The sequence below is a fragment of the Kitasatospora sp. NPDC048722 genome (assembly GCF_040650235.1).
Taxonomy (GTDB): Bacteria; Actinomycetota; Actinomycetes; order Streptomycetales; family Streptomycetaceae; genus Kitasatospora.
Genome location: NZ_JBEZGX010000002.1, coordinates 191966 through 215048, shown reverse-complemented (window position 1 = coordinate 215048; position 23083 = coordinate 191966). Strand labels below are relative to the sequence as shown.

Here is a 23083-nt window from a genome sequence, read left to right as displayed (position 1 = left end):
CAAAGCACAAGACACGCGCCCCCTTCCGGTTCCCGGCCCGCGCGGACGAGGGTGGAGGTGCGCGGCCGCTCGGCCGCCGTCACCCGCTCGGGAGCCCTTCATGACCACGACCCCTCCCTCCGGCGTGCCCGGGGACTGGACCGTCGACGACCGCTGCTTCAACTGCGACGCCGCCCGGCAGCTCGCGCCCGGCCTGATCCGCGAGCGCGACGGCCGCTCCGAGCTGGTCCGCCAGCCGCAGGACGAGGCCGAGCGCCGGCAGCTGTACGCCGCCGCCCACGCCTGTCCCACCCGCTCGATCCGCCGCGCCGGCGGCCGGCTCGAACCGGGCACCGACCCGTTCCCGCTGGCCCTCGACGACGGGCTGCTGCTGCTCGGCCACAACTCCCCGCGCACCGCCGGCGCCAACTCCTACCTCCTGCGCCGCCCGGACGGCTGGATCATGGTCGACACGCCCCGCTTCGCCGAGTCCCTCGCCGCCCGCTACGAGGCCCTCGGCCCGGTCACCGACGTTCTCCTGACGCACCGTGACCACGCCGAGCACGGCCGCGCGTGGGCCGACCGCCTCGGCGCCCGGCTCTGGATCCACGAGGGCGACCTGGACGCCGCTCCGACCGCCGACCGGGTGCTGCGCGGCACCGACCCGGTCGAGATCGCCCCGGGCGTCGTCGCGCACCCCTTCCCCGGCCACACCCGCGGCAGCGTGCTCTACCTCGCCGACGAACGCCACCTCTTCACCGGCGACGCCCTGCACTGGTCCCGCACCGACGGGGACATCGCGGTGTTCGAGAGCATCGTCTGGCACTCGGTCCTGGAGCTCTCCGCGTCGCTCGACCGCACGGTGGACGCGCTGCGCTTCGAACGGCTGTTGCCCGGCCACGGCGAGCGGCGCCGGATGCCGGCCGACGAGGCGGCCCGCCGGCTGCGCGCCCTCGCCGAGCGCTGCCGGACGCTGCGCCCGTCCCCGGTCGACTTCGCGGCGGTCCGCTGGTGACCCGGCCGGGCCCGACCCGGGACGCCCGGCCAGGCCCGGGACGGTGCGTGTGCGCCGGGGCTCGCGCCGGTTGCGCGGGGGAGTGCGCCCGGCGGGGAGGGCTGCGCGGGTGTGCGGACGGCGCTGCCTGGGCAGCCGCAACTGGACCCGAACACCCTTGCTGTTCAAGGACGGTAGAGACATGCCACGTCAGTACCCGGAGCGCACCGCCCGGCCGCGGCGCTACCTGATGTGCCGGCCGACGTACTTCACCGTGGACTACGCGATCAACCCCTGGATGGACCCGGCCCAGCCCACCGACACCGCGCTCGCCATCCGCCAGTGGGAGCGCCTCTACTGGCTCTACCGCCGTCTCGGCCACACCGTCGAGCTGATCGAGCCGGTGCCCGGCCTGCCCGACATGGTGTACGCCGCCAACGGCGCGACCGTCCTGGACGGCCGGGCGCTGGTGGCGACCTTCCGCTACCCCGAGCGCGCCCCCGAGTCCTCCGCATACCAGGACTGGTTCCGCGACCGCGGCTACCACGAGGTGCGCCGCGCCGGGCACGTCAACGAGGGCGAGGGCGACCACCTGGTGGCCGGGCGCCGGGTGCTGGCCGGCACCGGCTTCCGCACCTCGCGCGCCGCGCACGCCGAGGCGGGCGAGGTGTTCGGCGTGCCGGTGACCACCCTCACCCTCGTCGACCCGCGGTTCTACCACCTGGACACCGCGCTGGCCGTGCTGGACGACGACCAGGTCATGTACTACCCGGAGGCGTTCGACGCCGACAGCCGGGCCGTGCTGCGCGCCCTCTACCCCGACGCGATCCTGGCCGACCGCGCCGACGCCGAGGTCTTCGGCCTGAACGCCGTCTCGGACGGGCGCCGGGTGCTCCTGCCCGAGGCTGCGAAGAACCTGGCCGGGCGGCTCGCGGACGCGGGCTACGAGCCGGTCCCGGTCGACGTCTCGGAGCTGCTCAAGGGCGGCGGCGGGGCCAAGTGCTGCACGCTGGAGCTCAGGCCGGCGTAGCGCCCGTGACCAGGAGGACGTCGAGCGCGCGCGGCCCGTGCACGCCCTCGACCCGGTCGAGCTCGATGTCGCTCGTCGCGGACGGCCCGGAGATCCAGGTCTGCGGCCTGAGGCTTGCCGGGTCGAGCCGGGCCAGCCCGAGCGGGACGGATGCCACGACCTGCTCCGGCGCGCGCACGACGCACACGTGGTGGTCCGGGACGAGGGTGAGCAGGCGCCGGCCCTGACCGGGGCCGGTGTCCAGCACGATCGTCCCGGTCTCGGCGATCGCGAGCGCGCAGCCCGTCACGACGCTGTCGACGGCGTCGAGGCGGGCGGCGGTGAGCGTGCCGTCGTCGACGAGCCGTTCGGCCGTCACCGCGGTGAGCCAGTCGGCCGGCAGGTCCGGCGGCAGGGCGACCGTGCGGGTGCCGTGGTCGACGAGCAGTCCGGCGATGCGCGCGGGCAGTTCGGCCGGGGTGCAGCGGTGGACGCGGGCCCGGTAGTCGGCGAGGTTGTGGTGCAGCAGGTCGAGCAGCGCCGCCGGGTCGTCCGGGGCGTGGCTCGTCAGGTAGTCGCGCGCCGGCGGCCGTTCGTCCGGAAGGCCGGCCGAGCCGAGCGCCGCGCGGATACGGCCGAGGATCAGGTCCCGTGAGGTCATGGCCGGTTCTTCCTCCACCAGTCGCGGAACGGCTCGGCGGGCACCTCCGGCAGGTCCCGGGTGTCGGTCCAGGCCCGGCCGGGCCCGGGCAGGCGGCGCGGGTGCAGGGCGCGGGTCCGGCCGGCCAGCCGCTCGGCGGCGGTGAGCAGCGCCGGGTGGTCGAGGACGTACCCGGCGGCGGCGACGGCGGCCCGCTCCAGCGCGTGCCCGCCCTGGGCGGCGACCCGTTCGCGCAGGTGGACCAGCACCTCGGGGATGTCGATCGCCACCGGGCAGACCTCGTAGCAGGCCCCGCACAGCGAGGAGGCGTACGGCAGGGAGGCGTCCACCGGGCTCGCGGTGCCGCGCAGCTGGGGCGTCAGGATGGCACCGATCGGGCCCGGGTACACCGAGCCGTAGGCGTGCCCGCCGGCCCGCTCGTAGACCGGGCAGACGTTGAGGCAGGCCGAGCAGCGGATGCAGCGCAGCGCCTGGCGGCCGACCTGGTCGGCGAGCACGGCCGTACGGCCGTTGTCGAGCAGGACGAGGTGGAAGTCGGACGGGCCGTCGCCGGCGCTGCTGCCGGTCCACAGCGACGTGTACGGGTTCATCCGCTCCGCGGTGGAGGAGCGGGGGAGCAGCTGGAGGAAGACCTCCAGGTCCCGCCAGGTGGGCACGACCTTCTCGATGCCGACGACGGAGATCAGGGTGTCCGGGAGGGTGAGGCACATGCGGCCGTTGCCCTCGGACTCGACGACGACGAGGGTGCCGGTCTCGGCCACCATGAAGTTGGCGCCGGAGACGGCGACCCTGGCGCGCAGGAACTTCTCCCGCAGGTGCAGCCGGGCCGCCTCGGCGAGTTCGGCGGGCGCGTCGGTGAGCCCCTCGGGCGCGGGGCGGCCCCACGCGGCCATCCGCTCGGCGAAGATCTCCCGGATCTCGGCCCGGTTGCGGTGGATCGCGGGCACCAGGATGTGCGAGGGCCGGTCGTCGCCCAACTGCACGATGAGCTCGGCGAGATCGGTCTCGTAGGCGGTGATGCCCTCGGCGGCGAGGGCCTCGTTGAGCCCGATCTCCTGGGTGGCCATGGACTTGACCTTGACCACCTCGCGTTCTCCGGTCGCGTGGACGAGGCCGGCGACGATCCGGTTGGCCTCGTCGGCGTCGGCCGCCCAGTGCACGGTGCCGCCGGCCGCGGTGACGGCCTCCTCCAGCTGGACCAGGTAGCGGTCGAGGTGGCGCAGCGTGTGGTCCTTGATCGCCTTTCCGGCGGCGCGCAGCTCGGCCCAGTCGGGGAGTTCGGCGACGGCGCGGGCGCGCTTGTCGCGGATGGTGTGGGTGGCGTGCCGCAGGTTGGTGCGCAGCCGTTCGTCGCGCACGGCCCGTTCGGCGGCCTGCGGGAAGGCCGGCATGCCGAGGAAGACGCCGCTCACGGGGCCCGCCACGGGTCCTGCTCGGTGCTGGCCAGGATCTCGGCCAGGTGCAGCGGGCGCAGGGTGCCGCCGCGGCGGCGGAGCATGCCGCCGAGGTGCAGGAGGCAGGAGTTGTCGGCGCCGCACAGCACCTGGGCGTCGGTGCCGAGGGCGTTGGTCAGCTTGTCCTCGGCCATGGCCGCCGAGACGGCCGCGTTTTTGACGGCGAAGGTGCCGCCGAAGCCGCAGCACTCCTCGGCGCCGGGCAGTTCGCGCAGCTCCAGGCCCTTGACGGCGCGCAGCAGCCGCAGCGGCCGGTCGCCGAGGCCGAGGACACGCAGGCCGTGGCAGGAGGGGTGGTAGGTGACGCTGTGCGGGAAGTAGGCGCCGACGTCCTCGACGTCGAGCACGTCGACGAGGAACTCGGTGAGCTCGTACACCCGGGGCGCGAGCGCGTGGGCCGCGTCCGCGAGCGCCGTGCCGCGTCCCTCGGCGGCGGCCTTGGCACCGATCCGGGGGTAGTTGTCCCGGACCATGGCCGCGCACGAGCCGGAGGGAGTCACGACGTGGTCGTAGTCGGCGAAGGCCTTCGCGGTCCGGTGCACCAGCGGCTCGCAGGCCCGCCGGTAGCCGGTGTTGTACTGCGGCTGCCCGCAGCAGCTCTGCTCGGCCGGGAAGTCCACCCTCACGCCCAGCCGTTCGAGCACCCGGACGGTGGCGATCGCCGTGGTGGGGAACAGCGCGTCGTTGACACAGGTGGCGAACAGCGCGACCCGCAAGCCGTTCTCCTTTCGTGGGCGGCAGGACCGGGCGGTCCGCCGGGATCGTAACCGGGGGACCGCCCGGATGATGTCACATCAGGTGACGTGACGTCAGGCGTCGGGTTCAGGCGCCGAGCCAGAGGTCCGGGCCGAAGACCTCGTAGTGGATGTCCGCGGCCGGGACGCCGGCGGCGAGCAGCTGGCCGCGCACGGCGCGGAGGAAGGGCAGCGGGCCGCACAGGTAGGCGGTCGCGCCGGCCGGGACGTCGACGGTGGTCAGGTCCACCAGGCCGGTGCGGTCGGCGGGCCACTCGCCGAGCGGGCGCTCGTAGAAGACGTGGGCGGTGGCGTCCGGCAGTTCGGCGGTGAGCCGGGCGAGGTCGGCGCGGAAGGCGTGGGCGAGCTGGTCGCGGTCGCCGTGCACCGAGACGACGGTGCGGGTGGAACCGGCGTCGGCGAGGTGGGCGAGCATCGCGGTCATCGGGGTGTTGCCGATTCCGGCGGAGACCAGCAGCACCGGGCCGTCGCCGTCGGCGAGGCCGATGTCGCCCATCGGGGGCGCGAGTTCCACGGTGTCGCCGGCCCGCAGGTGGTCGTGGAGGTGGCCGGACACCTCGCCGCCGGCCTCGCGCTTGACGCTGAAGCGCAGGGCGCCGGCGGCGGTGCCGGAGAGGCTGTACTGGCGGATCTGGTGGGCGCCGTCGGGCAGTTCGGTGCGCACGGAGACGTACTGGCCGGGTCGTCCGGCGGGCACCGGCCCGTCGTCGGCGGGGCGGACGAGGTAGCTGGTGACGTCCTCGGTCTCCTGGTGGCGGGCGACGACGGTGTACGGGCGCCAGAGGTCGGCGGGGTCGCCGTCGGGGCCGGCGGCCTCGGCGCGCAGCCGGTCCTCGATGGCGATGAGGGCGTTGGCCATGAGCCAGTAGACCTCGTCCCAGGCGGCGGCCACCTCGGGGGTGACGGCCTCGCCGAGCACGTCGACGATGGCGGCGAACAGGTGCTCGTGGACGACCTTGTACTGGTCGTTGGAGATGCCAACCGACACGTGCTTGTGCGCGATGCGGGCCAGCATGGCGTCCGGCCGCTGGTCGGGGTGGGCGATCAGTGCGGTGGCGAAGGCGGCTATCGACCCGGCGAGGGCCTGGCGCTGGGTGCCGTTGGCCTGGTTGCCCCGGTTGAAGACGTCGCGCAGCAGCTCGGGGTGGGCGGCGAACAGCCCGTCGTAGAAGCGTGGGGTGATGTCGCCGATGGCGGCGCCCACGACGGGCAGGGTGGCCTCGACGACCTCGGCGTTCTTGGCGGACAGCATCGGGCTCGCTCCAAACTGGTATCTGAGATGCATATTAAAGGGTGTGCCGGACCGCGATCCGAGGGGGGGTGGTGGACCGGCGGGCGGGCGGGTCGGTCAGTCGGCGGGTCTGGCGGAGAGGCTCAGCAGCACCGGCCCGGTGGGGGAGGCCACCAGGTCGTCGATGCAGAGCGGGTCGAGCGTCGCGAAGAAGGCCTCCTGCGCGGTGCGCAGTGCCCCGCGCAGCCGGCACGCGGCCCGCAGCGGGCAGGGCGGGTCGTCCTCGCAGCCGACGACGTCGCCGACCCCCTCCAGTTCGCGGAGCAGCAGGCCGAGCGATCCGGTCCGCCCGGCGAAGGTGAGCACCAGCCCCCCGCCCCGGCCGCGCCGCGCCTCGACCACGCCGAGGTGCTGCAGCCGGCTGACCACCTTGGCCGCGTGGGTGTACGGCACGCCGACCGCCTCGGCCACCTCGCGGGTGGTCGGGTTCGCCTCCTCGTCGAGGACGGCCAGCCGCATGGCGATGCGGAGGGCGATGTCGGTGCTCTTGGTCAGCCTCACGTGGGGAACGCTAGCGAATGTGACTCCGGAACTCCAATTTCTTGCACACCCGGTCGCGAGCCGGTCCGGACCGGTCGTCGACGGACCCCACGCGCGGGCTCCTCCCGGGAGTCCCCGGTCCCGGCCGCCCCTTTCCGCCCTCGCACCGAACTTTCGGTCGAATCTGAACAGTTGGCGACATTAGCGGTCACTTCCTGACGGGTGATCGGAACGGCTTCTACGCTTCGTGCGGCTCCGGACGCGGAGCGGATCGGCGCCTGCGGCGTCACCCCCATCACCCGACATTCCTGGAGAGAATCCGTGAACACACGTCGTGCAGCGCGACGTCCGTGGACGGCCGTGGCCGCGATAGGCGCGGCCGTGGCCGCGCTGCTGTCCCAGCCGGGCACGGCGCAGGCCGCCGCGCCCGCGCCCGTCGTCACGGCCACCGTGCAGGTGGCGCCCTATCCGGCCGGGGTCGCGCTCACCCCGGACGGCACCCGGGCGTACGTGACCAGCCAGAGCAACGGCACGGTGAGCGTGCTCGACACCGCGGGCAACGCCGTGACCCGCGGTTTCACCGACGGCACCGGCTCCTACGCCGTCGCGCTCTCGCCGGACGGCCGCCGCGCCTACCTGACGCACCACCTGGACAACACCGTCAGCATCGTCGACACGGCCACCGACACCGTCTCCGCGACCGTCCCGGTCGGCACCCAGCCGTGGGGCCTCGCCCTGTCGGCGGACGGCTCGCGGGCGTACGTCGCCAACGCCGGCGCCAACACCGTGAGCGTGCTGGACACGGTGGCGAAGACGGTCACCGCGACCGTGCCGGTGGGCGCCGAGCCGCACGGGGTCGCCGTCTCGCGGGACGGCAAGAAGGTCTACGTCGCCGCGTCGAGCGGGCAGGCGGTGAACGTGATCGACACCGCGAGCAACACGGTGAGCGCCACGGTCCCGGTCGGCCACGGCGCCTTCGGCCTGGCCCTGAGCCCGGACGGCACCAGACTGTGGGCCGCCAACGGTGACGACAAGACCGTCAGCGTGATCGACACCACCACCAACGCCGTGGTCTCCGCGGTCACCGTGGGTGCCAACCCGTACGCCGTCGCGCTCTCCCCCGACGGTGCCACGGCCTACGTCTCCAACTACACCGACAGCACGGTCAGCGCCGTGGACACCGCGAGCCGCACCGTCACCGCGACCGTCCCGGTCGGCACGGCGCCCTACAGCCTCGCCGTCACCGCCGACGGGCGGCGCGGCTACCTCGCCGACTTCACCGCCGGCGCCGTCAGTGTGCTGAACTTCCCGCTGCCGGTGCCCGCCGTCACCGGGATCAGCCCGGCCACCGGCTCGCAGGTCGGCGGCACCACGGTGACGATCACCGGCACCGATCTGGCCGGCGCGACGGCGGTGAGCTTCGGCGCGGCCGGCAACGCCTCCGTCTTCAGCTGCACCAGGACCAGCTGCACCGCGACGGCCCCGGCCACCACGGCCACCGGTCCGGTGGACGTCCGGGTCACCACGCCCGGCGGTACCAGCGCGGCCGTCGCCGCCGACCGCTTCACCTACGCCGCCGCCAGCGCCCACCTGGGCGTCGCGCTCGCCGCCACGCCGGTGACCGGCCTGGTCAGCGGCCGGGTCGACTACACGATCACGCTCACCGGCCAGGGCCCCGACCCGGTCACCGCCGCCACCGTCGGCGCCGCCCTGCCGCCCGGCCTGCCCGCGACCTCCGGCGACTGCGCGGTCGCGAACGGGCAGCTCACCTGCACGCTCGCCGCCCCGCTGGCCAAGGGCGCGACCACCACGCGGCACTTCTCGGTCGGGCTCGGACTGTTCAGCGGCGTCCAGAACTTCGCCGTCACGGCCTCCCGCACCTCCGGGACGCCGGCCGACCCGTCGCCCGCCACCGCCCGGGACACCCGCAGCTGCACGGCGGTCTTCGCGCTGCTGATCACCTGCAGCTGATCCACCGGCACGTGGGGCCCCGCCGTCCGGGAGGAGGCGGGGCCCTCGCTCCCCCCGGGTCTGGACGAAACGTCCAGGCTGGACGTACAGTCCAGACATGCCCGCCGAAACCCCCGACCCGCGCCTGCGGACCTGGTCACCGGTCTGCCGTGCGGTGGCCCTGCTCCTCGGGCCCTACGCCGAGGTGGTCCTGCACGACGCCGCGACCGACACCGTGCTCGGCATCTGGAACCCGATGACCGCCCGCGCCCCCGGCGACCCGTCCCTCCTCGGCGAGCTCGACGAACTCGAACCGGCCGCCGACGGCGTCTACGGCCCCTACGAGAAGCTGCTGCCCGACGGCCGCCGCCTCTCCTCCGTCAGTGCCGTCCTGACCGACGACGCCGGGCGGCCCCCGGCGGTGCTCTGCGTCAACCTCGACCGCGGCCCGCTCGAACAGGCCGCCGCGCTGCTGGCCGGCTTCGCCGCCCCCACCGCCCCGCGGCCCGAGCCCCTCTTCGAGCGCGACTGGACCGAGCGGATGAACGACGTCATCGGCGGCTACGTGCGCGCCCACGGCCGTCCGCTCGAACGCTTCGGCCGCGAGGACCGCCTCGCCGTCCTGCGCGAGCTCGACGCCGCCGGCGTGCTCGCCGTACGCCGCGCGGTCCCCGCCGTCGCGACCGCGCTGCGGGTGTCCCGCTCGACCGTCTACACCCTGCTGACCGACCTCAAGCACGAGAGCGAGACCTGAGAAAGATGACCAGGCTCCCCGACTTCCGCCTCGAAACCTACTTCTCCCGCTGGGAGTTCACCGCCCGCCACCACCTCACCGCCTCCGACGCCGAGACGATGACGATGGCCGGACTCCTCGCCCTCGCCGGCCCCGAGGACCGGAAGGCCTGGGACACCCTCGCCCTCGGCTACACCGAGACGTTCGGCGACCCGGAGCTGCGCCGCGCGATCGCCGGCACGTACGAGGAGGTCGACGCCGACGACGTCATCTGCTTCGGCGGCGCCCAGGAGGGCCTCAACCTGGCCATGCAGGTGCTCCTCGAACCGGGCGACCACGCCGTGGTGATCACGCCCAACTACCAGTCCGCGGAGACGGTCCCGCTCTCGATCTGCGAGGTCACCGGCGTAGCCCTGGACGAGCGGCAGCACTGGGCGCTCGACGTCGACGCCGTCGAGGCCGCGCTGCGCCCGAACACCCGGGTCGTCTCGGTCAACTTCCCCAACAACCCGACCGGTGCGCTGATCGACGCGGCCGACCTGCGCCGCCTGGCCGAACTCTGCGACGAGCGCGGTATCCACCTGTTCTCCGACGAGGTCTACCGCGGCCTGGAGCGCGACCCGGCCCGCACCCTGCCGCAGGCCGCCGACCTCTCCGGGCGCGCCCTCTCGCTCAACGTCACGTCCAAGTCGCTCGGCCTGCCCGGCCTGCGGATCGGCTGGATCGCCTGCCGGGACCGGGAACTGCGCTCCCGGCTGGAGCGGGCCAAGCACTACACCACGATCTGCAACTCGGCGCCGAGCGAGGTCCTGGCCCGGATCGCGATCAAGGCGCGCGAGCCGATCCTGGCCCGCAACCGCGCCCTCATCGCCGCCAACCTCCCGCAGTTCGACGCGTTCTTCGCCGAGTTCGCCGACCTCTTCGAGTGGCGCGCCCCCGAGGGCGGCTGCGTCGCCTTCCCCCGCTACCTCGGGGCGGACGGCGTCGAGGAGTTCTGCACCGACCTGGTCGAACAGGCCGGAGTCCTGCTGCTGCCCGCGAGCATGTACCGCTCGGAACTGACGCCGACCCCGGCCGACCGCTTCCGCGTCGGCATCGGCCGCCGCGACCCCGGCCCGGCGCTGGAGGCCTTCGCGCACTGGCTGCGCACGCGGCGGTAGGGCCGGCGAACGGCGGCGGGCCGTCCGCCGGGAAGGTGGTCCCGGCGGACGGCCCGGGCGGACCGTCCGGTCGGCGGTTCAGCCGGCGAACGGGTGCGTACAGGTGGTGATCTGCCTGGCGACGTCCAGTGCGGGGCCGGCCGTGGCGCAGACCATCTTCAGGTCGGCGGTGGCGACGCGCGGGGTGACCGCCTTGGCGGAGCCGAAGCGGACGGTCGTCGCGCTCGCGACCGTCTCCCACGGGCTGCCCCACGCCTTCTGCGTCCTGACCTCGACCTGGACGAGCGTCAGCTGGCCCGGGTCGGCGGAGACCTGGGCGATGCCGGCGATGCCGGCGGTGTTCGCCTCCTGCCAGACGCACGGGCTGTTGAGCACGGCGGCACACGCCACCGGGTTGTTCTCGGACGTCGCCGTGGCGGCCGTGGCAGCCGCGGCAGGCCCGGCGGTCAACGCCGCTATCCCTGCCACCGTCGCCAGCACAGCTGCGATCCGAGCGCGCATGATCTCAACCTCCTTGAAAACAAAGGGAATCTCACGGAGCGAGATGAGTCTTGCACGGATCGTGGCCATGTTTCGTGTGTGTTACGTCACACTCATGGTGACCGTTCAACTACGTGCAGCAATGTCGTGGCCGAACGTTCGGCGCGTGGACATGCCCACGATGCGGCGCCGTGTCCTTCGGATGTGATGGAGCATCGGTGAAACGTGCTGGTCGTGTGGCGGTTCACTCGTCCGGGTGGCGGCTTGCCGCGGGGTCGGATCGGACGGATACCATCGACCCGACCCACGGAGGTGGCGCGTGGACACGGTCATCGTGCAACTGCCCGACCGGGCAACGGCGGTGGCGCCCGGCGGGCGGCCCGGACTGCTGCGGATGGGCCCCGGCGAGACGGCGGTGTTCGGGCGCGGCGAGCCCGGCCGGGCCGTCCCCATCCCGCTGCCCGACCAGGGCGTCTCACGCCGGGCCGGCGAGATCACCGCGGCCGAGGACTACTGGCGGCTGTCCAACTTCTCCGCCACCGCCACCTACGTCGTGGAGAACCTCGAAGGCGCCGGCGAGCACGTGAAGGTCGCGCCGGGCCGGCTCGGCGCGCCCGTGCCGTTCGAGTTCTCCCGCGTCCTGCTGCCCGCGCTCGGCGAACCCGCCTCCTTCAAGGTCTTCGCCCCGCAACACGCCTACCTGGAGGGCGATTCGGACGGCACCGACGGCGAACGCACCGTCAGCCCGTTCGCCCTCGACCCCACCGCCAAGTACTTCCTCGTCCTGCTCGCGCTGTGCGAACCCCGCCTGCGCTCGCCCTCCGCGGCCACCGTGCCCGGCGCCACCGACGTCGTCACGCGGCTGCGTGCCCTGCCCTCCTGCCGCGGGCTCACCCGTTCGGCGGTGAACTACCACATCGACTACCTGGTGTTCACGAAGCTGCGGCTGCGCGAGCCCTTCGACGACGACCGCGGCGGCGGCAAGCGCGAGGAACTCGCCGCCCTCGCCCTCAAGTTCGACCTCGTCCGGGAGGAACACCTGGCCCTGCTCCCGCCCCGGCACCCGGCCGCCCGGCCGTGAGTTCCGCCCGGCCCGAGCACCGGCCCCTCGACGTGCCGGACGGCTACCCGGTGGCCGGCTACCGGATCGGCGAACTCCTCGGCGCCGGCGCCTGGGGCAGCGTCTACGCCGCCCACGGCCCCGACGGCGCCCCGGCCGCCGTCAAGCTCCTCGGCCCCGCCCGGCTCAGCCCCGGACAGCGCGGCGCCATGGCCCAGGTCGCCCACAGCGAACTGCGCTTCAGCAGCCGCGCCGACCACCCGTACCTGATCCGCACCCTCGCCGTCGCCACCGTCGACGACCCCGCCCACCCCGCGCTCGACGGCGCCCTCGCCCTCGTCATGGAACGTGCCGCCCGCAGCCTCCAGGACGTCCTCGCCGCCGCGAGCCCCGGCCGGCCCGTCCCCGGCGCCGACCGCATCCTCACCCAGGTCTGCGCCGGCCTCACCCACATGCACCGCGCCGGGTGGGTCCACGGGGACCTGAAACCGGCCAACGTCCTCCTCATGCCCGACGGCACCGCCAAGCTCGCCGACTTCGGCCTCACCGCCGAGCTGGAGGGCACCCACGCCTACGCCCCGCCGCTCGGCTCGCCCGACCACGTGCCGCCCGAGTGGTGGTCCGAGCGCACCGGCGCGCGCGGCGTCGCCCTGCGCCCCAGCACCGACGTCTGGGCCTTCGGCGTGCTCGCCCACCAGGTGCTCACCGGCGGCCTGCACCCGTTCCTCGGGGCCACCGCCCGCGCCCGCTCGCTCGCCGCCCAGGCGTACGCGCGCGGCGCCGTGCCGCTGCGGCTGGACGAGGCCCTGCCCGGGCGCTGGCGCGCCGCCGTCACCGCGTGCCTGGCCGCCGACCGCGAGGACCGGGCCCGCGCCGACCTCGCCGCGCTCGTCGCCGCGGCCACCGCCCGCACCGGCGCCGGCCGGCTGCGCCGGGCGACGCTCGCCGGGCTGGCGGCCTGCGTCCTCGTCGTCCTCGCCCTGACCGGCCGCCCCGAGCCGAGCGGCGCCGCCGCGCCCGCCGCGCCCCCGCCGCTGCCCGGCGCGATCCCGGCCGGGGCCGACGTCCCGGGTGCCTACCGCGGCATGATCGAGGACGCCGCCCGGCGCTGCCCCGAACCCGAGGTCACCCCCGTCCTGCTGGCCGCGATGCTCAAGGCCGAGAGCGGCTTCGACCCGAACGCCGCCCGCCCCGAGACCGGCGAGTACGGCATCGCGATGTGGACGCCCTCGGTGTTCAACGCGTGGAGCAAGGCCGCCGCGCACCCCGGCCCCAAGGACTACATGGACCCCGGCGACGCGATCGCCGCCATGGGCAACTACGTGTGCTGGCTGGACCAGCAGATAAAGCACCACGGATTCACCCGGGACCTGCCCGCCCTCGTCGCCGCGGCCTACCGCACCAGCGACAAGACCGTGGCCGCCGCGGGCGGCGTGCCCGACCGGGTCCGGGCGCACGTCGACCGGGTGCTGGAGTACCTCCACGACTACGGCGGGTAGCCGGGCAGTTCGGGACGCGCCGGGTCGCGAACCCCGCCGGTCCGGCGCGGGCACCCGGCCCGGTGACGCTCCGTCTGGGATCCTCGCGGCATGATCACGAAGCTCCGCGCGGGCGCCGCGCAGTGGACCGTCGTCGTTCCGGTGCTGGCCTTCGTCGTCCTGACCCTGACCTGGCACCGCGACCTGCCCGGTTGGGTGGTGGGCGTCGTCGCCTGCTTCCTCGCCGGCGCGGTGCTGTCCGCCGTCCACCACGCCGAGGTCATCGCGCACTGGGTCGGGGAGCCGCTCGGATCACTCGTCCTCGCGGTGGCCGTCACGGTCATCGAGGTCGCGCTCATCGTCACGCTGATGGCCGACGGCGGAGACAAGTCCGCCACCCTGGCCCGGGACACCGTCTTCGCCGCCGTGATGATCACCTGCAACGGCATCCTGGGGCTGTCGATCCTGGTCGCCGCGGTCAAGTACCGCACCGCCGTCTTCAACGCCGAGGGCACCGGTGCGGCCCTCGGCTGCGTCGCCACCCTGGCCACCCTGAGCCTCGTGCTGCCGACCTTCACCACGAGCTCCCCGGGCCCGCAGTTCTCCACCACCCAGCTCACGTTCGCGGCCACCGCGTCGATCGTGGTCTACGGGCTGTTCGTTGCCACGCTCACCGTCCGCCACCGGGACTACTTCCTGCCGGTGACCGCCGAGGGCCGGGTGCTCGCCGAGGAGGACGAGGAGGACCACGCCAACCCGCCGACCGTCAGCGCCGCCGCCGTCAGCCTGCTGCTGCTCGCCGTCGCGCTGGTGGCGGTGGTCGGCCTGGCCAAGGGCGTCTCGCCGACCATCGAGTCGGCGGTGTCCTCCGCCGGGCTGCCGCACTCGGTGGTCGGCGTCGTCATCGCGCTGCTCGTGCTGCTGCCGGAGACGATCGCCGCGCTGCGGGCCGCGCTGCGCAACCGGGTGCAGACGAGCCTCAACCTCGCCCTCGGCTCCGCACTCGCCAGCATCGGCCTGACCATCCCGGCCGTGGCCATCGCGTCGACCTGGCTCAGCGGCCCGCTCCACCTCGGCCTCGACCCGGCCCACATGGTGCTGCTCACCCTGACCGTCGTGGTCGGCACCCTGACCGTCATCCCGCGCCGCGCGACTCCCCTCCAGGGCGCGGTGCACATGGTGATCCTGGCTGCCTACGTCGTCCTCGCGGTGAACCCGTGACGAGCCGCCGTCCGTAGACCGTGTAGGGAAGTCCCTGGCGCCGCCCGTTGTGGGCGGGAGGCGCCAGGGACTCACCGTTTCCGCGGGACCGCTCAGGCGGTGCGGCGGCGGCGGGCGTAGACGAGGGCGGCGCCGCCCACGACCAGCGCGGTGCCGACGCCCGCGTACAGCAGGGTGCCGTCGCTACCGGTCTGGGCCAGCTTCGGGCCGTTGGCCGCCGGGGCACCCTTGATCGGCGTCGGGACGCTGACCTTGGCCGGGACGACCAGCGGCTTGGCCGGGTTGACCGGGGTGGGGGCCGACGGGGTCTGCACCGGCACGGTGGCGGTCGGCGCGGGGGCCGACGGCGAGCCGCTCGGGGCGGTGGACGGGGCACCGGTGGACGGGCCGCCGGCGGCCGGGGTGGTCGGCGCGGCGGTGGGCGACGCCGACTCGGCCGGCTTGGTGGCCGGGGTGGTCGGCTTGTCGCTCGGCTTGTCCGAGGGCTTCTCGGACGGCTTCTCCGACGGCTTGTCGCTGGGCTTGTCGCTGGGCTTCTCCGAGGGCTTCTCGGAGGGCTTCCCGCTCGGCTTCTCCGACGGCTTGTCGCTGGGCTTGTCGCTCGGCTTGTCGCTCGGCTTGTCCGAGGGCTTGCCGGTGGCCGGGGTGCTCGGCACGGCGGTCGGGCCCTTCGACGGGGCCTTGCCGCCGCAGTCGACCTTGAAGACCTTGTGCTTCGGGTTGTCCAGCGCCGGGTCGTCCTCCGGGATCTCGCCGTTGACGAGGGTCACGGCCGCCCAGTAGAGCTTGTACTGGCCGTCCGGCAGGTTGATGTCGTCGGTGCGGACGTCACCGTTGGCGTCGACCGGCAGGTCGCCGTACGCGACCATCTGCTCGTCGTTGCCGTGGACCGAGGCGATCATCCAGACGATGTCCTGGTTGGCGTCGAAGCCGAACGAGTCCAGGTAGAAGGTGCAGACCTTGGGCTCGTTGCGGTTGTCCTCCTGGCCGGTGGCGGCGTCGTGGATCTTGACGGTGCCGTTGTTGCCGGGGGCGTTCTTGCCGCCGGGGGCGGCGTGGGCGGCGGGGGAGAGCAGCAGGAGCGCGGCGGCGGTCGGGACGGCCACGAGCGAGCGTGCGGCGGTGGAGCGGATGTGCATGGCGTTCCATCGGGTGTGGCAGGCGGGGACGAGCCTGCACGGCGGGGAGGGAGCCCTCGACGGTTTCCGGCCAGATGGCCGAAAATGTACGACGGGACGTGCGCAAAAGTTCCCTCACCCGGAATTCCGGCGCAAGGAGCGTTTGCGTCACTTGTCCCATATCGACGTGAACTTCCGACTAGTCCGTGACAACGATCGGATCACCGTGTTGTGGTGAAGCCGTGTCCGTCCCGCGATGCGGCCCGCCGCACGCGCCCCCGGCGCGAAGTGCGAGGATGGCTCCCGACCGCCCCCGACGGCGGACCTCCGCCGAGCGGCCGCCCCCGCACCCCAGGGCGGCCCGACGAACCGGGCACACGGCGACCAGGTCCGCACTGCGTACCCCGGCAGCGACTCCGGCGCGGCGTCTACCTGCCCGCACCCCTCCTGCGAAGAAGACGCGACGCGATGCACCGCAACCCCGGCCCTGCCCAGGGCCCCTCCGTCCACGCCCTCCCGCTGCGCGCCGCCGCCGTCCTCGGCACCGGCGGCCTCCTGCTGACCGGCTGCGGCAGCGGCACCGCCGATCCCGGCGCCCAGGCCGACCTGCGCGCGAGCCTCCCGAAGGCGGTCAGGGCCGCCGGCGTCCTGCGGATCGGCTCCTACCTCCACTACCCGCCGGTCGACTTCCGGGACACCGACGGCAAGCCGGCCGGCCTCGACCCGGAGATCGCCGCCGCCGTCGGCGACTACCTCGGTCTGCGCGTGGAGTTCACCGACCTGCCGTTCGAGCAGCTGATCCCGGCCGTCCAGGCCAAGAAGATCGACCTGGCGATGTCCGCCGTGATCGACACCAAGCAGCGCCAGCTCGGCGCCGCCGACGACGGCCACCAGGCCGACCCGGGCGTCGACTTCGTCGACTACTTCACCACCGGCACCTCGATGGTCGTCAAGGCCGGCAGCCAGCTGACCCTCACCACCGTCGACGACCTGTGCGGCCACACCGTCGCCGTCCAGCGCGGCACCCTCCAGGACGACTTCGCCACCCGCCAGCACGACGCCTGTCCGCGCACCGGCAGGCAGCTCAAGGTCGACCGCTTCGACACCGACGACCAGGCGCTCGCCGAGGTCGCGAGCGGCGCGGCCGTCGCCGACCTGAACGACTACCCGGTGGCCCAGTACAACACCACCACCCCCGCCCGGACCGGCAGGTTCGAGGTGGCCAACACCCATTTCCTGCAGTCCGGCCCGTACGGCATCACCGTCGCCAAGGACGACACCGAGCTGAGGGACGTCGTCTCCAAGGCGCTCGACCAGGTGATCCTCGGCGGCGGGTACGACAAGATCCTCGCCAAGTGGAACGTCACCACGGGCGCCGTCGCCAGCACGGTCGTCAACGGCGGTCTGTGAACCGACGGCCCAGGTCCCGCCCCGGTGGCCGGTATTGACCGGTCGTCGGGGCGGCACCGCGTGTCGGGCGGCGGCGGACGTCGGCGTTCCCTATCGTCGGGTCCGCCGACCCAGCAGCCGATCAGACCCGTGGGAGTGCGCGATGCCCGGCCCAGAGCAGCAGCCGACCACCCCAGGACCCGGCCCCGGCCCCGCCCGGACGGAACACCGTGCGGACGTCATCGTGGTCGGCGCGGGCCCCTCCGGCTCCACCGCCGCCTACCACCTCGCCCGCACCGGGCTCGACGTCCTCCTCCTCGAAAAGGCGGCCTTCCCCCGCGAGAAGGTCTGCGGCGACGGCCTCACCCCGCGCGCCGTCAAGCAGTTGACCGACCTCGGCATCGACGTCTCGGAGGAGGCCGGCTGGCTGCACAACCGCGGGCTGCGCCTGGTCGCCGGCCGGCGCACGATCGAGTTCGACTGGCCCGAGCTCTCCGCCTTCCCCGGGTACGGCGCCGTGCGCCGCCGCGCCGACTTCGACGAACTGCTCGCCCGCCGCGCCGCCGCGGCCGGCGCCCGGCTGGTCGAACGGGCCAACGTGGCGGGCCCGTTGGTCGACGACCGGAGCGGCCGGATCACCGGCGTCACCGCGAAGCTCGGCGACGACCGCCGGCCCGTCAGCTACCACGCCCCCGTCGTGGTCGCCGCCGACGGCAACTCCACCCGCCTCTCGCTGGCCATGAAGCGCTACCGCCGCACCGACCGCGCGATGGGCGTCGCCTACCGCACCTACTTCACCACCCCGCGCCACGACGACCGCTACCTGGAGGCCTGGCTCGACCTGCGCGACCCCACCGACCCCGGCCGCCGCCTCCTGCCCGGCTACGCCTGGGTGTTCGGCATGGGCGACGGCACGGCCAACGTCGGCCTCGGCGTGCTCGACACCGCCGGCGTCGACCTCGACTGGCGCGACCTGCTGCGCCGCTGGTGCGAGGACCTCCCGCCGGGGTACGAGTACAGCCCGGACGCCGTCACCGAACCGGTCCGCGGCTCCGCCCTCCCCATGGGCCTCAACCGGCGACCCCACTACGCCGACGGTCTGCTGCTGGTCGGCGACGCGGGCGGCACGGTCAGCCCCGGCACCGGCGAGGGCATCGCCTACGCGATGGAGTCCGGGCGCTACGCCGCCGAGACGATCGTCCAGGCGCTCGCCCGTCGCACCGATCGCGGCCGAGAACTCGCCCTGCACGCCTACCCGCAGGCGCTGCGCTCCGCCTACGCCGGCTACTTCGCGCTCGGGCGGATCGCCGCGGACCTGCTCGGCCGCCCGAAGCTGCTCGCCGCGGCGGGCGCGGCCGGGCTCGGGCGGCCGGCGCTGCTGAACATCGCCTTCCGGCTCCTGGTCAACCTGACCGAACCCAACTCGAAGGACGCCCTCGACCGGCTGCTGCACCTGGTCGGGCGGGTCGCGCCGGGGCCGTGAGCCGGGCCGTCGGGCGGCAGGTTGGCCGAAAGGAGGGGATCCGGTAGGGCATACGCGACATCGGATTGACGGACGGTCAGATGATCCGCTTGCCTGGTGTCGAATCCCCCCTGACGACGGAGACACCGTGCGCCTTCGCCTGCTCATCGCGCCGCTCGCCGCGGCCGCGGCCCTGATATCCCCGACGGTCCCGGCGGTCGCCGCCGACCGGGCCACCCCCGCCGGCGAGTGCTCCGCCGCCTTCCGGCACGGCGACGCCCGGCTCGGCCCCCAGGACCTGCCGACCAGCGGCCCGGTCGGCGAGCAGGTCGACGGCTACCGGCGCACCGGCGGCGCGAGCGACCGGGACTTCCTCGCCCAGTACTGGGACGCGGCGGCCAACGGCGGCAAGGGCGGCTGGAAGTACCCGCCCGCCGACGGCTTCGTCACGCTGCCCGACGGCAGCCCGGTCGAGTTCGACCTCAGCCTCCACCCGGGCGAGGACATCGACCGCTACGGCAGCGAGTACGGCGCCTTCCTCGCCCCCGAGGGCCTGCCCTACGAGAACCGCGCGATCCCGCCGCAGAGCCTCGACGGGAACCCGGCGGCCGGTTGCAACTACCACGACTACAAGGTGGTCAAGGAGTTCACGGTGCACGCCGGCCCGATCGCGCCGTGGTTCAACCAGCCCGGCTGGGGCCTGCAGTACCAGCTCGACGGCGCCCTCGTGCCGGGCGGCCCGGCCAGGCTGAACGTGCTCTGGCTGGTCGACAACGGCTACCTGGCCCGGATCTGAGGCCCGGCGGCGGGCGCCGTCCGCAGGCGTCGCCCGCCGCCCGTCGGGGCACCGGAGCTCGGCGGAGGTCACCCGAGTCCGACAGAGGTCACCAGAGGTCGCCGGTGCGCCAGTCGCAGGTCAGCAGGCCGGTGACGTCCAGCGGGGCGGTGCCCGGCAGGACGAACACCCCGCCCTCGTCGTCCGGCGTCGGCCGCTCCCCGCCGTACCGGGTCGCCGCCGACAGCAGGCCGTCCCACCGCTGCCAGCCCCGGTTCCCGTAGAACTCGACGGCCGCGTCCGACGCGCTCAGCGCCCCGAGCTCGTACCCGCCCCGGACCAGGCCCGCGACCGAACCCATCAGCACCGAGCCGTGCCCGCGCCCCTGCCGGTCGGCCCGGACGGCGACTCCCTCCACGTAGCCGGTGCGCAACTGCCGGCCGTCGTGCCGGAAGAAGCGCGGCACGACGGCCGCGTGCCCGATCAGCACGCCGTCCTCCCGCAGCAGCGCGTGCACGCCGCCGAGCGCGTGCTCCCAGTCGGCGTCGGTCAGGTCGGCGCCGAAGACCTCGAACAGCAGGGCCCGGGCCTCGGCCAGCGCGGATGCGTCCAACTCGGCCGTGCGGGCCGTCAGTAGCTCGATCACCCGCCGATCCTCGCACGACCGGACCGCTGCGCCGCCCGCCACGGGAAAACCGCTGGCGGGGCGGGCCGGGAGCGGGATAGGAAAGTCGGGTGAGCACCGATCAGCGGACCTTCCGGCGCACCGTCCTCGACCTGGGGGACGCCGTGCTCCGCCCGTGGGACCGCGCCCTCGACCTCCCGGGCGGCACCGTGCCGGCCCTCGTCGCCGCGGCGGCCGACCCGGTGATCGCCCACTGGAACCCGCTGGGCACCGCCGACCCGCCCGCAGCCGAGTCCTACCTCGACCGCTGCGACACCGCCTGGACCGAGGGCCGCACCGGCGCCTTCGCCATCACCGACGCCGCCGACGGCACCCTGTGCGGCAACGTCGCCCTGTTCTGGCGGGACCGCGAGGACGGACTGGCCATGATCGGCTACTGGCTCCTGCCCGCCGCCCGCGGCCGCGGCCTCGCGACCCGCGCGACCGTCGCCGTCGCCCGCTGGGGCGTGGAAACCGCCGCCGCGCGCCGCCTCGAACTCGCCCACGCCGTCGGCAACGACGCCTCGTGCCACGTCGCCGAGCGCGCCGGCTTCCGGTACGAGGGCACCCTCCGCGCCTCTTACCGTCACCCCGGCCGCGAGTACAACGACGAGCACCTCCACGCCCGCCTGGCCGGCGACGCCTGGTGACGCACGGAGCGGCCCGCACGGGGGTGACGGGCCGCTCCGGTCCGGCGGCCGTCAGCCGCGGACGGGGCGCCCGGCGCCTGACGTGCCACGGCTGTGCCGGCCGTCCCGGGCAGGGCCACGACGGAACCGAACGGGTTTCCGTCGCCCGCGCGGGAGGTCGGTTCGGCCGACTTCCCGCGCACGTGCCGGGGCCCGGAAACCGGTGGCCGGGCCGGCAGCGCGCCCGGTGGTGCGGAGGCCTAACCTGGAAGTGCGCGTTCCGTTCTGCGGCCCGCGCCCGCGCACGGTTGCGGAAGGGAAGCGGTGGCCCATGACCGTGGTCTCGACGGCACTCTTCGGCACCGACTGGCGCTCCGCGCCGACCGGTGCCGCGGACCTGCTGCGCGAGTGCGCCGCCCGGGGCTGGACGGTCGTCCTGACCGGACCCGGCCCCGCCGGGGCGCCCGCGCTGACCGTGGCCACCCCCGGGAGAGACCCCGAGCGGGCCGCCCTCGACCTCGTCGGCGGCCGCGCCGACCACGCCGTGTACGTCGCCGGCAGCGTCCGCGAGGTCCTCGCCGCCCGCCGTGCCGGGCTGGTCTGCCTCGCGCTGGAGAGCGGCCGGGACGACGCCGCCGACCTCCGGGCCGCCGGCGCGGCCGAGGTCCACCGCGACGCCGCCGCCCTGCTGCGGGTACTGGACGACAGCCTGCTCGCACGCCCCCGGGCCTTCGGACCCGTCGGCGCGGGAACAGGCCGTCCCGGGGGCGGTTAGCGCAGGCCCGTACCGGGCAACCGCCCGGGTACGAGCACGTCACCGGAAGTTTGTCGGAGGTGACCGAGATGGACGGACCCTCGCTGAGCGGACGGGAACGGCGGCTCCTCGAGGAGATCGAGTCCGGGCTGCGCCAGGACACCCGTCTCGACCGGAAACTGAGCACCATGGGTGCCAGACGGCCGGGCCGGGTGCGGACGGCCGTGCGCCGCACGGTCCACCGGATCCCCGCCGGGGTGGTGCTGACCGCCCTCGTCATGACGGCGATCTGCCTGAGCGTCGGCGTGCGGACGCCGACCGTCGCCGTGCTCACCGCCCTCGGCGTGGTCTGGGCGGCCTCCCTGGCCGTCGCCGCCGCCGCGGCCGTCCTGCTGCGCCGCCGCGCCGGCGCCCGGCGCCGCGACCCGCTCGACCGTCCGGACGGCCCCGACCGCCCCGAGGGGCGCGAGCGGCGGCCCTGGGACAAACCGGAGGTGTGATGAGCGAGCGATGGGGGTGCCCCCGGCCGAAGGTCGGGGGAGAGCGAACCGTGACGGGGTGCGCACGGGCGAGTGCCCCCACCGAGCGAAGCGAGGCGGGCGCATGAGCACGGACCTGTGGGAGTACCGCCCGGGCTCCCACCACGCCGCCGAACCCGGCCTGGCCGGCTACGAGGTGGAGGCGACCGACGGCCCGCTCGGGCGGGTCGAGCAGGACGCCGGTGACCACCTGCTGGTCGACGCCGGGCCCTGGGTGCCGGGCTCCCGGGTGCTCGTGCCGGTCGCCCTGGTCGCCCGGATCGACCACTTGGAGCTCGTCGTCCACCTCGACTGCCCGCGCGCCCGGGTGAGTTCCGCCCCGCCGCCCGTGGCCGTGGACGTCCTCGGGCACCGTCGGGGGTGAGCCGTGCGCTGGCCCGCCACGACGCTCACCGGCCGCACCGTCGCCTTCCTCGTCGCGCCCTACGGCGTGGAGGAGATCGAACTCACCTCCCCCTGGCAGGCGGTGGCCGAGGCCGGGGGCACGCCGCGGCTGCTCTCCACCGCGCCGGGCCGGGTGCAGGCCGTCCGGCACCGGGCACCGGGTGACACCTTCGCGGTGGACGCGGTCGTCACGGACGCGGAGGCCGCCGCGTACGACGGACTCGTCCTGCCCGGCGGCGTCGCGAGCCCCGACCACCTGCGGCAGGACCGCGACGCGGTCGCCTTCGTGCACGCCTTCTGCGCCTCGGGCCGCCCGGTCGCGGCGATCTGCCACGGGCCCTGGACCCTCATCGAGGCCGACGCCGTCCGCGGCCGCACCCTCACCTCCTGGCCCAGCCTGCGCACCGACCTCGTGAACGCGGGCGCCCACTGGATCGACGCCGAGGTCCACGTCTGCCACGAGGGCCCCGGCCCGCTGGTCACCAGCCGCAAGCCCGCCGACCTCCCGGTCTTCGACGACACCCTGGTCACCGAGTTCGCCCACGCGACGGAACGGCGGAAGTGAGCTGGGCGGGGGCCCGGCCCTCACCCCCGCCACCGGGGCCACCCCGTCCCTCGGCCCGTGGTTCGAGTTCCGGGCCGATCGGCCGGCCGACGCCCGCCC

At 74.6% G+C, this 23083-nt stretch carries 24 protein-coding genes; 16 read left to right on the top strand and 8 right to left on the bottom strand.

What is annotated here, in order from left to right; genetic code table 11:
- Nucleotides 1-100 precede the first annotated feature (100 nt).
- Both AB0C76_RS02995 and ddaH read left to right on the top strand, forming a co-directional pair.
- Entirely contained in the window at nt 101-994 is an 894-nt protein-coding gene (locus AB0C76_RS02995; protein ID WP_359958694.1) for an MBL fold metallo-hydrolase, read from the top strand.
- Between the two features lie 181 nt (nt 995-1175).
- Entirely contained in the window at nt 1176-2003 is an 828-nt protein-coding gene (gene ddaH / locus AB0C76_RS02990) for a dimethylargininase (protein ID WP_359958691.1), read from the top strand.
- On the opposite strand, the gene AB0C76_RS02985 is transcribed toward ddaH, so the two are convergent.
- The 5 genes from AB0C76_RS02985 to AB0C76_RS02965 form a co-directional block, all read right to left on the bottom strand.
- Nucleotides 1990-2643: an LUD domain-containing protein gene (locus tag AB0C76_RS02985; protein WP_359958688.1), complete on the bottom strand. Its 654-nt coding sequence runs from the start codon at nt 2641-2643 to the stop codon at nt 1990-1992. The two genes, ddaH and AB0C76_RS02985, sit on opposite strands and share 14 nt — an antisense overlap.
- Nucleotides 2640-4055 carry a LutB/LldF family L-lactate oxidation iron-sulfur protein gene (locus AB0C76_RS02980; RefSeq protein ID WP_359958923.1) on the bottom strand — a complete coding sequence of 472 codons (1416 nt, stop codon included), beginning with the start codon at nt 4053-4055 and terminating at the stop codon, nt 2640-2642. Before AB0C76_RS02980 ends, AB0C76_RS02985 begins: the two co-directional genes overlap by 4 nt.
- Nucleotides 4052-4813, bottom strand: coding sequence for a (Fe-S)-binding protein (locus AB0C76_RS02975; protein WP_359958685.1), 762 nt, complete (start codon nt 4811-4813; stop codon nt 4052-4054). Before AB0C76_RS02975 ends, AB0C76_RS02980 begins: the two co-directional genes overlap by 4 nt.
- Before the next feature lie 106 nt (nt 4814-4919).
- Nucleotides 4920-6104, bottom strand: coding sequence for a globin domain-containing protein (locus AB0C76_RS02970; RefSeq protein WP_359958682.1), 1185 nt, complete (start codon nt 6102-6104; stop codon nt 4920-4922).
- Nucleotides 6105-6200: 96 nt separating this feature from the next.
- Entirely contained in the window at nt 6201-6644 is a 444-nt protein-coding gene (locus AB0C76_RS02965) for an Rrf2 family transcriptional regulator (protein ID WP_359958679.1), read from the bottom strand.
- A 300-nt stretch (nt 6645-6944) separates the two neighbouring features.
- On the opposite strand from AB0C76_RS02965, the gene AB0C76_RS02960 reads away from it, so the two are divergent.
- From AB0C76_RS02960 to AB0C76_RS02950, 3 genes are all read left to right on the top strand, one after another.
- Entirely contained in the window at nt 6945-8594 is a 1650-nt protein-coding gene (locus AB0C76_RS02960; protein ID WP_359958676.1) for a beta-propeller fold lactonase family protein, read from the top strand.
- A 97-nt stretch (nt 8595-8691) separates the two neighbouring features.
- The gene (locus tag AB0C76_RS02955; protein WP_359958673.1) at nt 8692-9327 is read left to right on the top strand and encodes a PAS domain-containing protein; all 636 of its coding nucleotides are present in this window, start codon (nt 8692-8694) and stop codon (nt 9325-9327) included.
- 5 nt (nt 9328-9332) lie between these two features.
- The gene (locus AB0C76_RS02950) at nt 9333-10466 is read left to right on the top strand and encodes a pyridoxal phosphate-dependent aminotransferase (RefSeq protein ID WP_359958671.1); all 1134 of its coding nucleotides are present in this window, start codon (nt 9333-9335) and stop codon (nt 10464-10466) included.
- Nucleotides 10467-10544: 78 nt separating this feature from the next.
- On the opposite strand, the gene AB0C76_RS02945 is transcribed toward AB0C76_RS02950, so the two are convergent.
- Nucleotides 10545-10967 carry a hypothetical protein gene (locus tag AB0C76_RS02945; protein WP_359958669.1) on the bottom strand — a complete coding sequence of 141 codons (423 nt, stop codon included), beginning with the start codon at nt 10965-10967 and terminating at the stop codon, nt 10545-10547.
- Between the two features lie 298 nt (nt 10968-11265).
- Here AB0C76_RS02945 and AB0C76_RS02940 point away from each other — a divergent pair, with 298 nt between their 5' ends.
- From AB0C76_RS02940 to AB0C76_RS02930, 3 genes are all read left to right on the top strand, one after another.
- Nucleotides 11266-12027, top strand: a complete 762-nt coding sequence (locus AB0C76_RS02940) for a serine/threonine protein kinase (protein ID WP_359958666.1) — start codon at nt 11266-11268, stop codon at nt 12025-12027.
- Nucleotides 12024-13505, top strand: a complete 1482-nt coding sequence (locus tag AB0C76_RS02935) for a serine/threonine-protein kinase (RefSeq protein ID WP_359958663.1) — start codon at nt 12024-12026, stop codon at nt 13503-13505. The genes AB0C76_RS02940 and AB0C76_RS02935 overlap by 4 nt, the downstream gene beginning before the upstream one ends.
- A gap of 90 nt (nt 13506-13595) precedes the next feature.
- Complete coding sequence (locus AB0C76_RS02930) at nt 13596-14705, top strand: ionic transporter y4hA (RefSeq protein WP_359958661.1); 1110 nt, start codon at nt 13596-13598, stop codon at nt 14703-14705.
- 92 nt (nt 14706-14797) lie between these two features.
- Here the strand turns inward: AB0C76_RS02930 and AB0C76_RS02925 are convergent, their stop codons facing one another.
- Complete coding sequence (locus AB0C76_RS02925; protein ID WP_359958658.1) at nt 14798-15844, bottom strand: LPXTG cell wall anchor domain-containing protein; 1047 nt, start codon at nt 15842-15844, stop codon at nt 14798-14800.
- Nucleotides 15845-16291: 447 nt separating this feature from the next.
- Here AB0C76_RS02925 and AB0C76_RS02920 point away from each other — a divergent pair, with 447 nt between their 5' ends.
- From AB0C76_RS02920 to AB0C76_RS02910, 3 genes are all read left to right on the top strand, one after another.
- Complete coding sequence (locus AB0C76_RS02920) at nt 16292-17233, top strand: ABC transporter substrate-binding protein (RefSeq protein ID WP_359958655.1); 942 nt, start codon at nt 16292-16294, stop codon at nt 17231-17233.
- Between the two features lie 142 nt (nt 17234-17375).
- Nucleotides 17376-18695, top strand: a complete 1320-nt coding sequence (locus AB0C76_RS02915) for a geranylgeranyl reductase family protein (RefSeq protein ID WP_359958652.1) — start codon at nt 17376-17378, stop codon at nt 18693-18695.
- Nucleotides 18696-18822: 127 nt separating this feature from the next.
- Nucleotides 18823-19470, top strand: coding sequence for a TNT domain-containing protein (locus tag AB0C76_RS02910; protein WP_359958649.1), 648 nt, complete (start codon nt 18823-18825; stop codon nt 19468-19470).
- 88 nt (nt 19471-19558) lie between these two features.
- On the opposite strand, the gene AB0C76_RS02905 is transcribed toward AB0C76_RS02910, so the two are convergent.
- The gene (locus tag AB0C76_RS02905) at nt 19559-20095 is read right to left on the bottom strand and encodes a GNAT family N-acetyltransferase (protein WP_359958646.1); all 537 of its coding nucleotides are present in this window, start codon (nt 20093-20095) and stop codon (nt 19559-19561) included.
- A gap of 89 nt (nt 20096-20184) precedes the next feature.
- Here AB0C76_RS02905 and AB0C76_RS02900 point away from each other — a divergent pair, with 89 nt between their 5' ends.
- The 5 genes from AB0C76_RS02900 (at nt 20185) to AB0C76_RS02880 (ending at nt 22984) form a co-directional block, all read left to right on the top strand.
- Nucleotides 20185-20763 (top strand): GNAT family N-acetyltransferase, encoded by a 579-nt coding sequence (locus AB0C76_RS02900; protein ID WP_359958643.1) that lies wholly within the window; start codon nt 20185-20187, stop codon nt 20761-20763.
- Between the two features lie 310 nt (nt 20764-21073).
- A complete protein-coding gene (locus tag AB0C76_RS02895) occupies nt 21074-21517 on the top strand; it encodes a hypothetical protein (RefSeq protein ID WP_359958640.1) in 444 nt (147 codons plus the stop codon).
- A 68-nt stretch (nt 21518-21585) separates the two neighbouring features.
- Entirely contained in the window at nt 21586-21996 is a 411-nt protein-coding gene (locus AB0C76_RS02890; protein WP_359958638.1) for a hypothetical protein, read from the top strand.
- Nucleotides 21997-22099: 103 nt separating this feature from the next.
- Nucleotides 22100-22399, top strand: coding sequence for a PRC-barrel domain containing protein (locus AB0C76_RS02885; protein WP_359958635.1), 300 nt, complete (start codon nt 22100-22102; stop codon nt 22397-22399).
- A gap of 3 nt (nt 22400-22402) precedes the next feature.
- Nucleotides 22403-22984 (top strand): type 1 glutamine amidotransferase domain-containing protein, encoded by a 582-nt coding sequence (locus tag AB0C76_RS02880; protein ID WP_359958632.1) that lies wholly within the window; start codon nt 22403-22405, stop codon nt 22982-22984.
- Nucleotides 22985-23083: the final 99 nt, after the last annotated feature.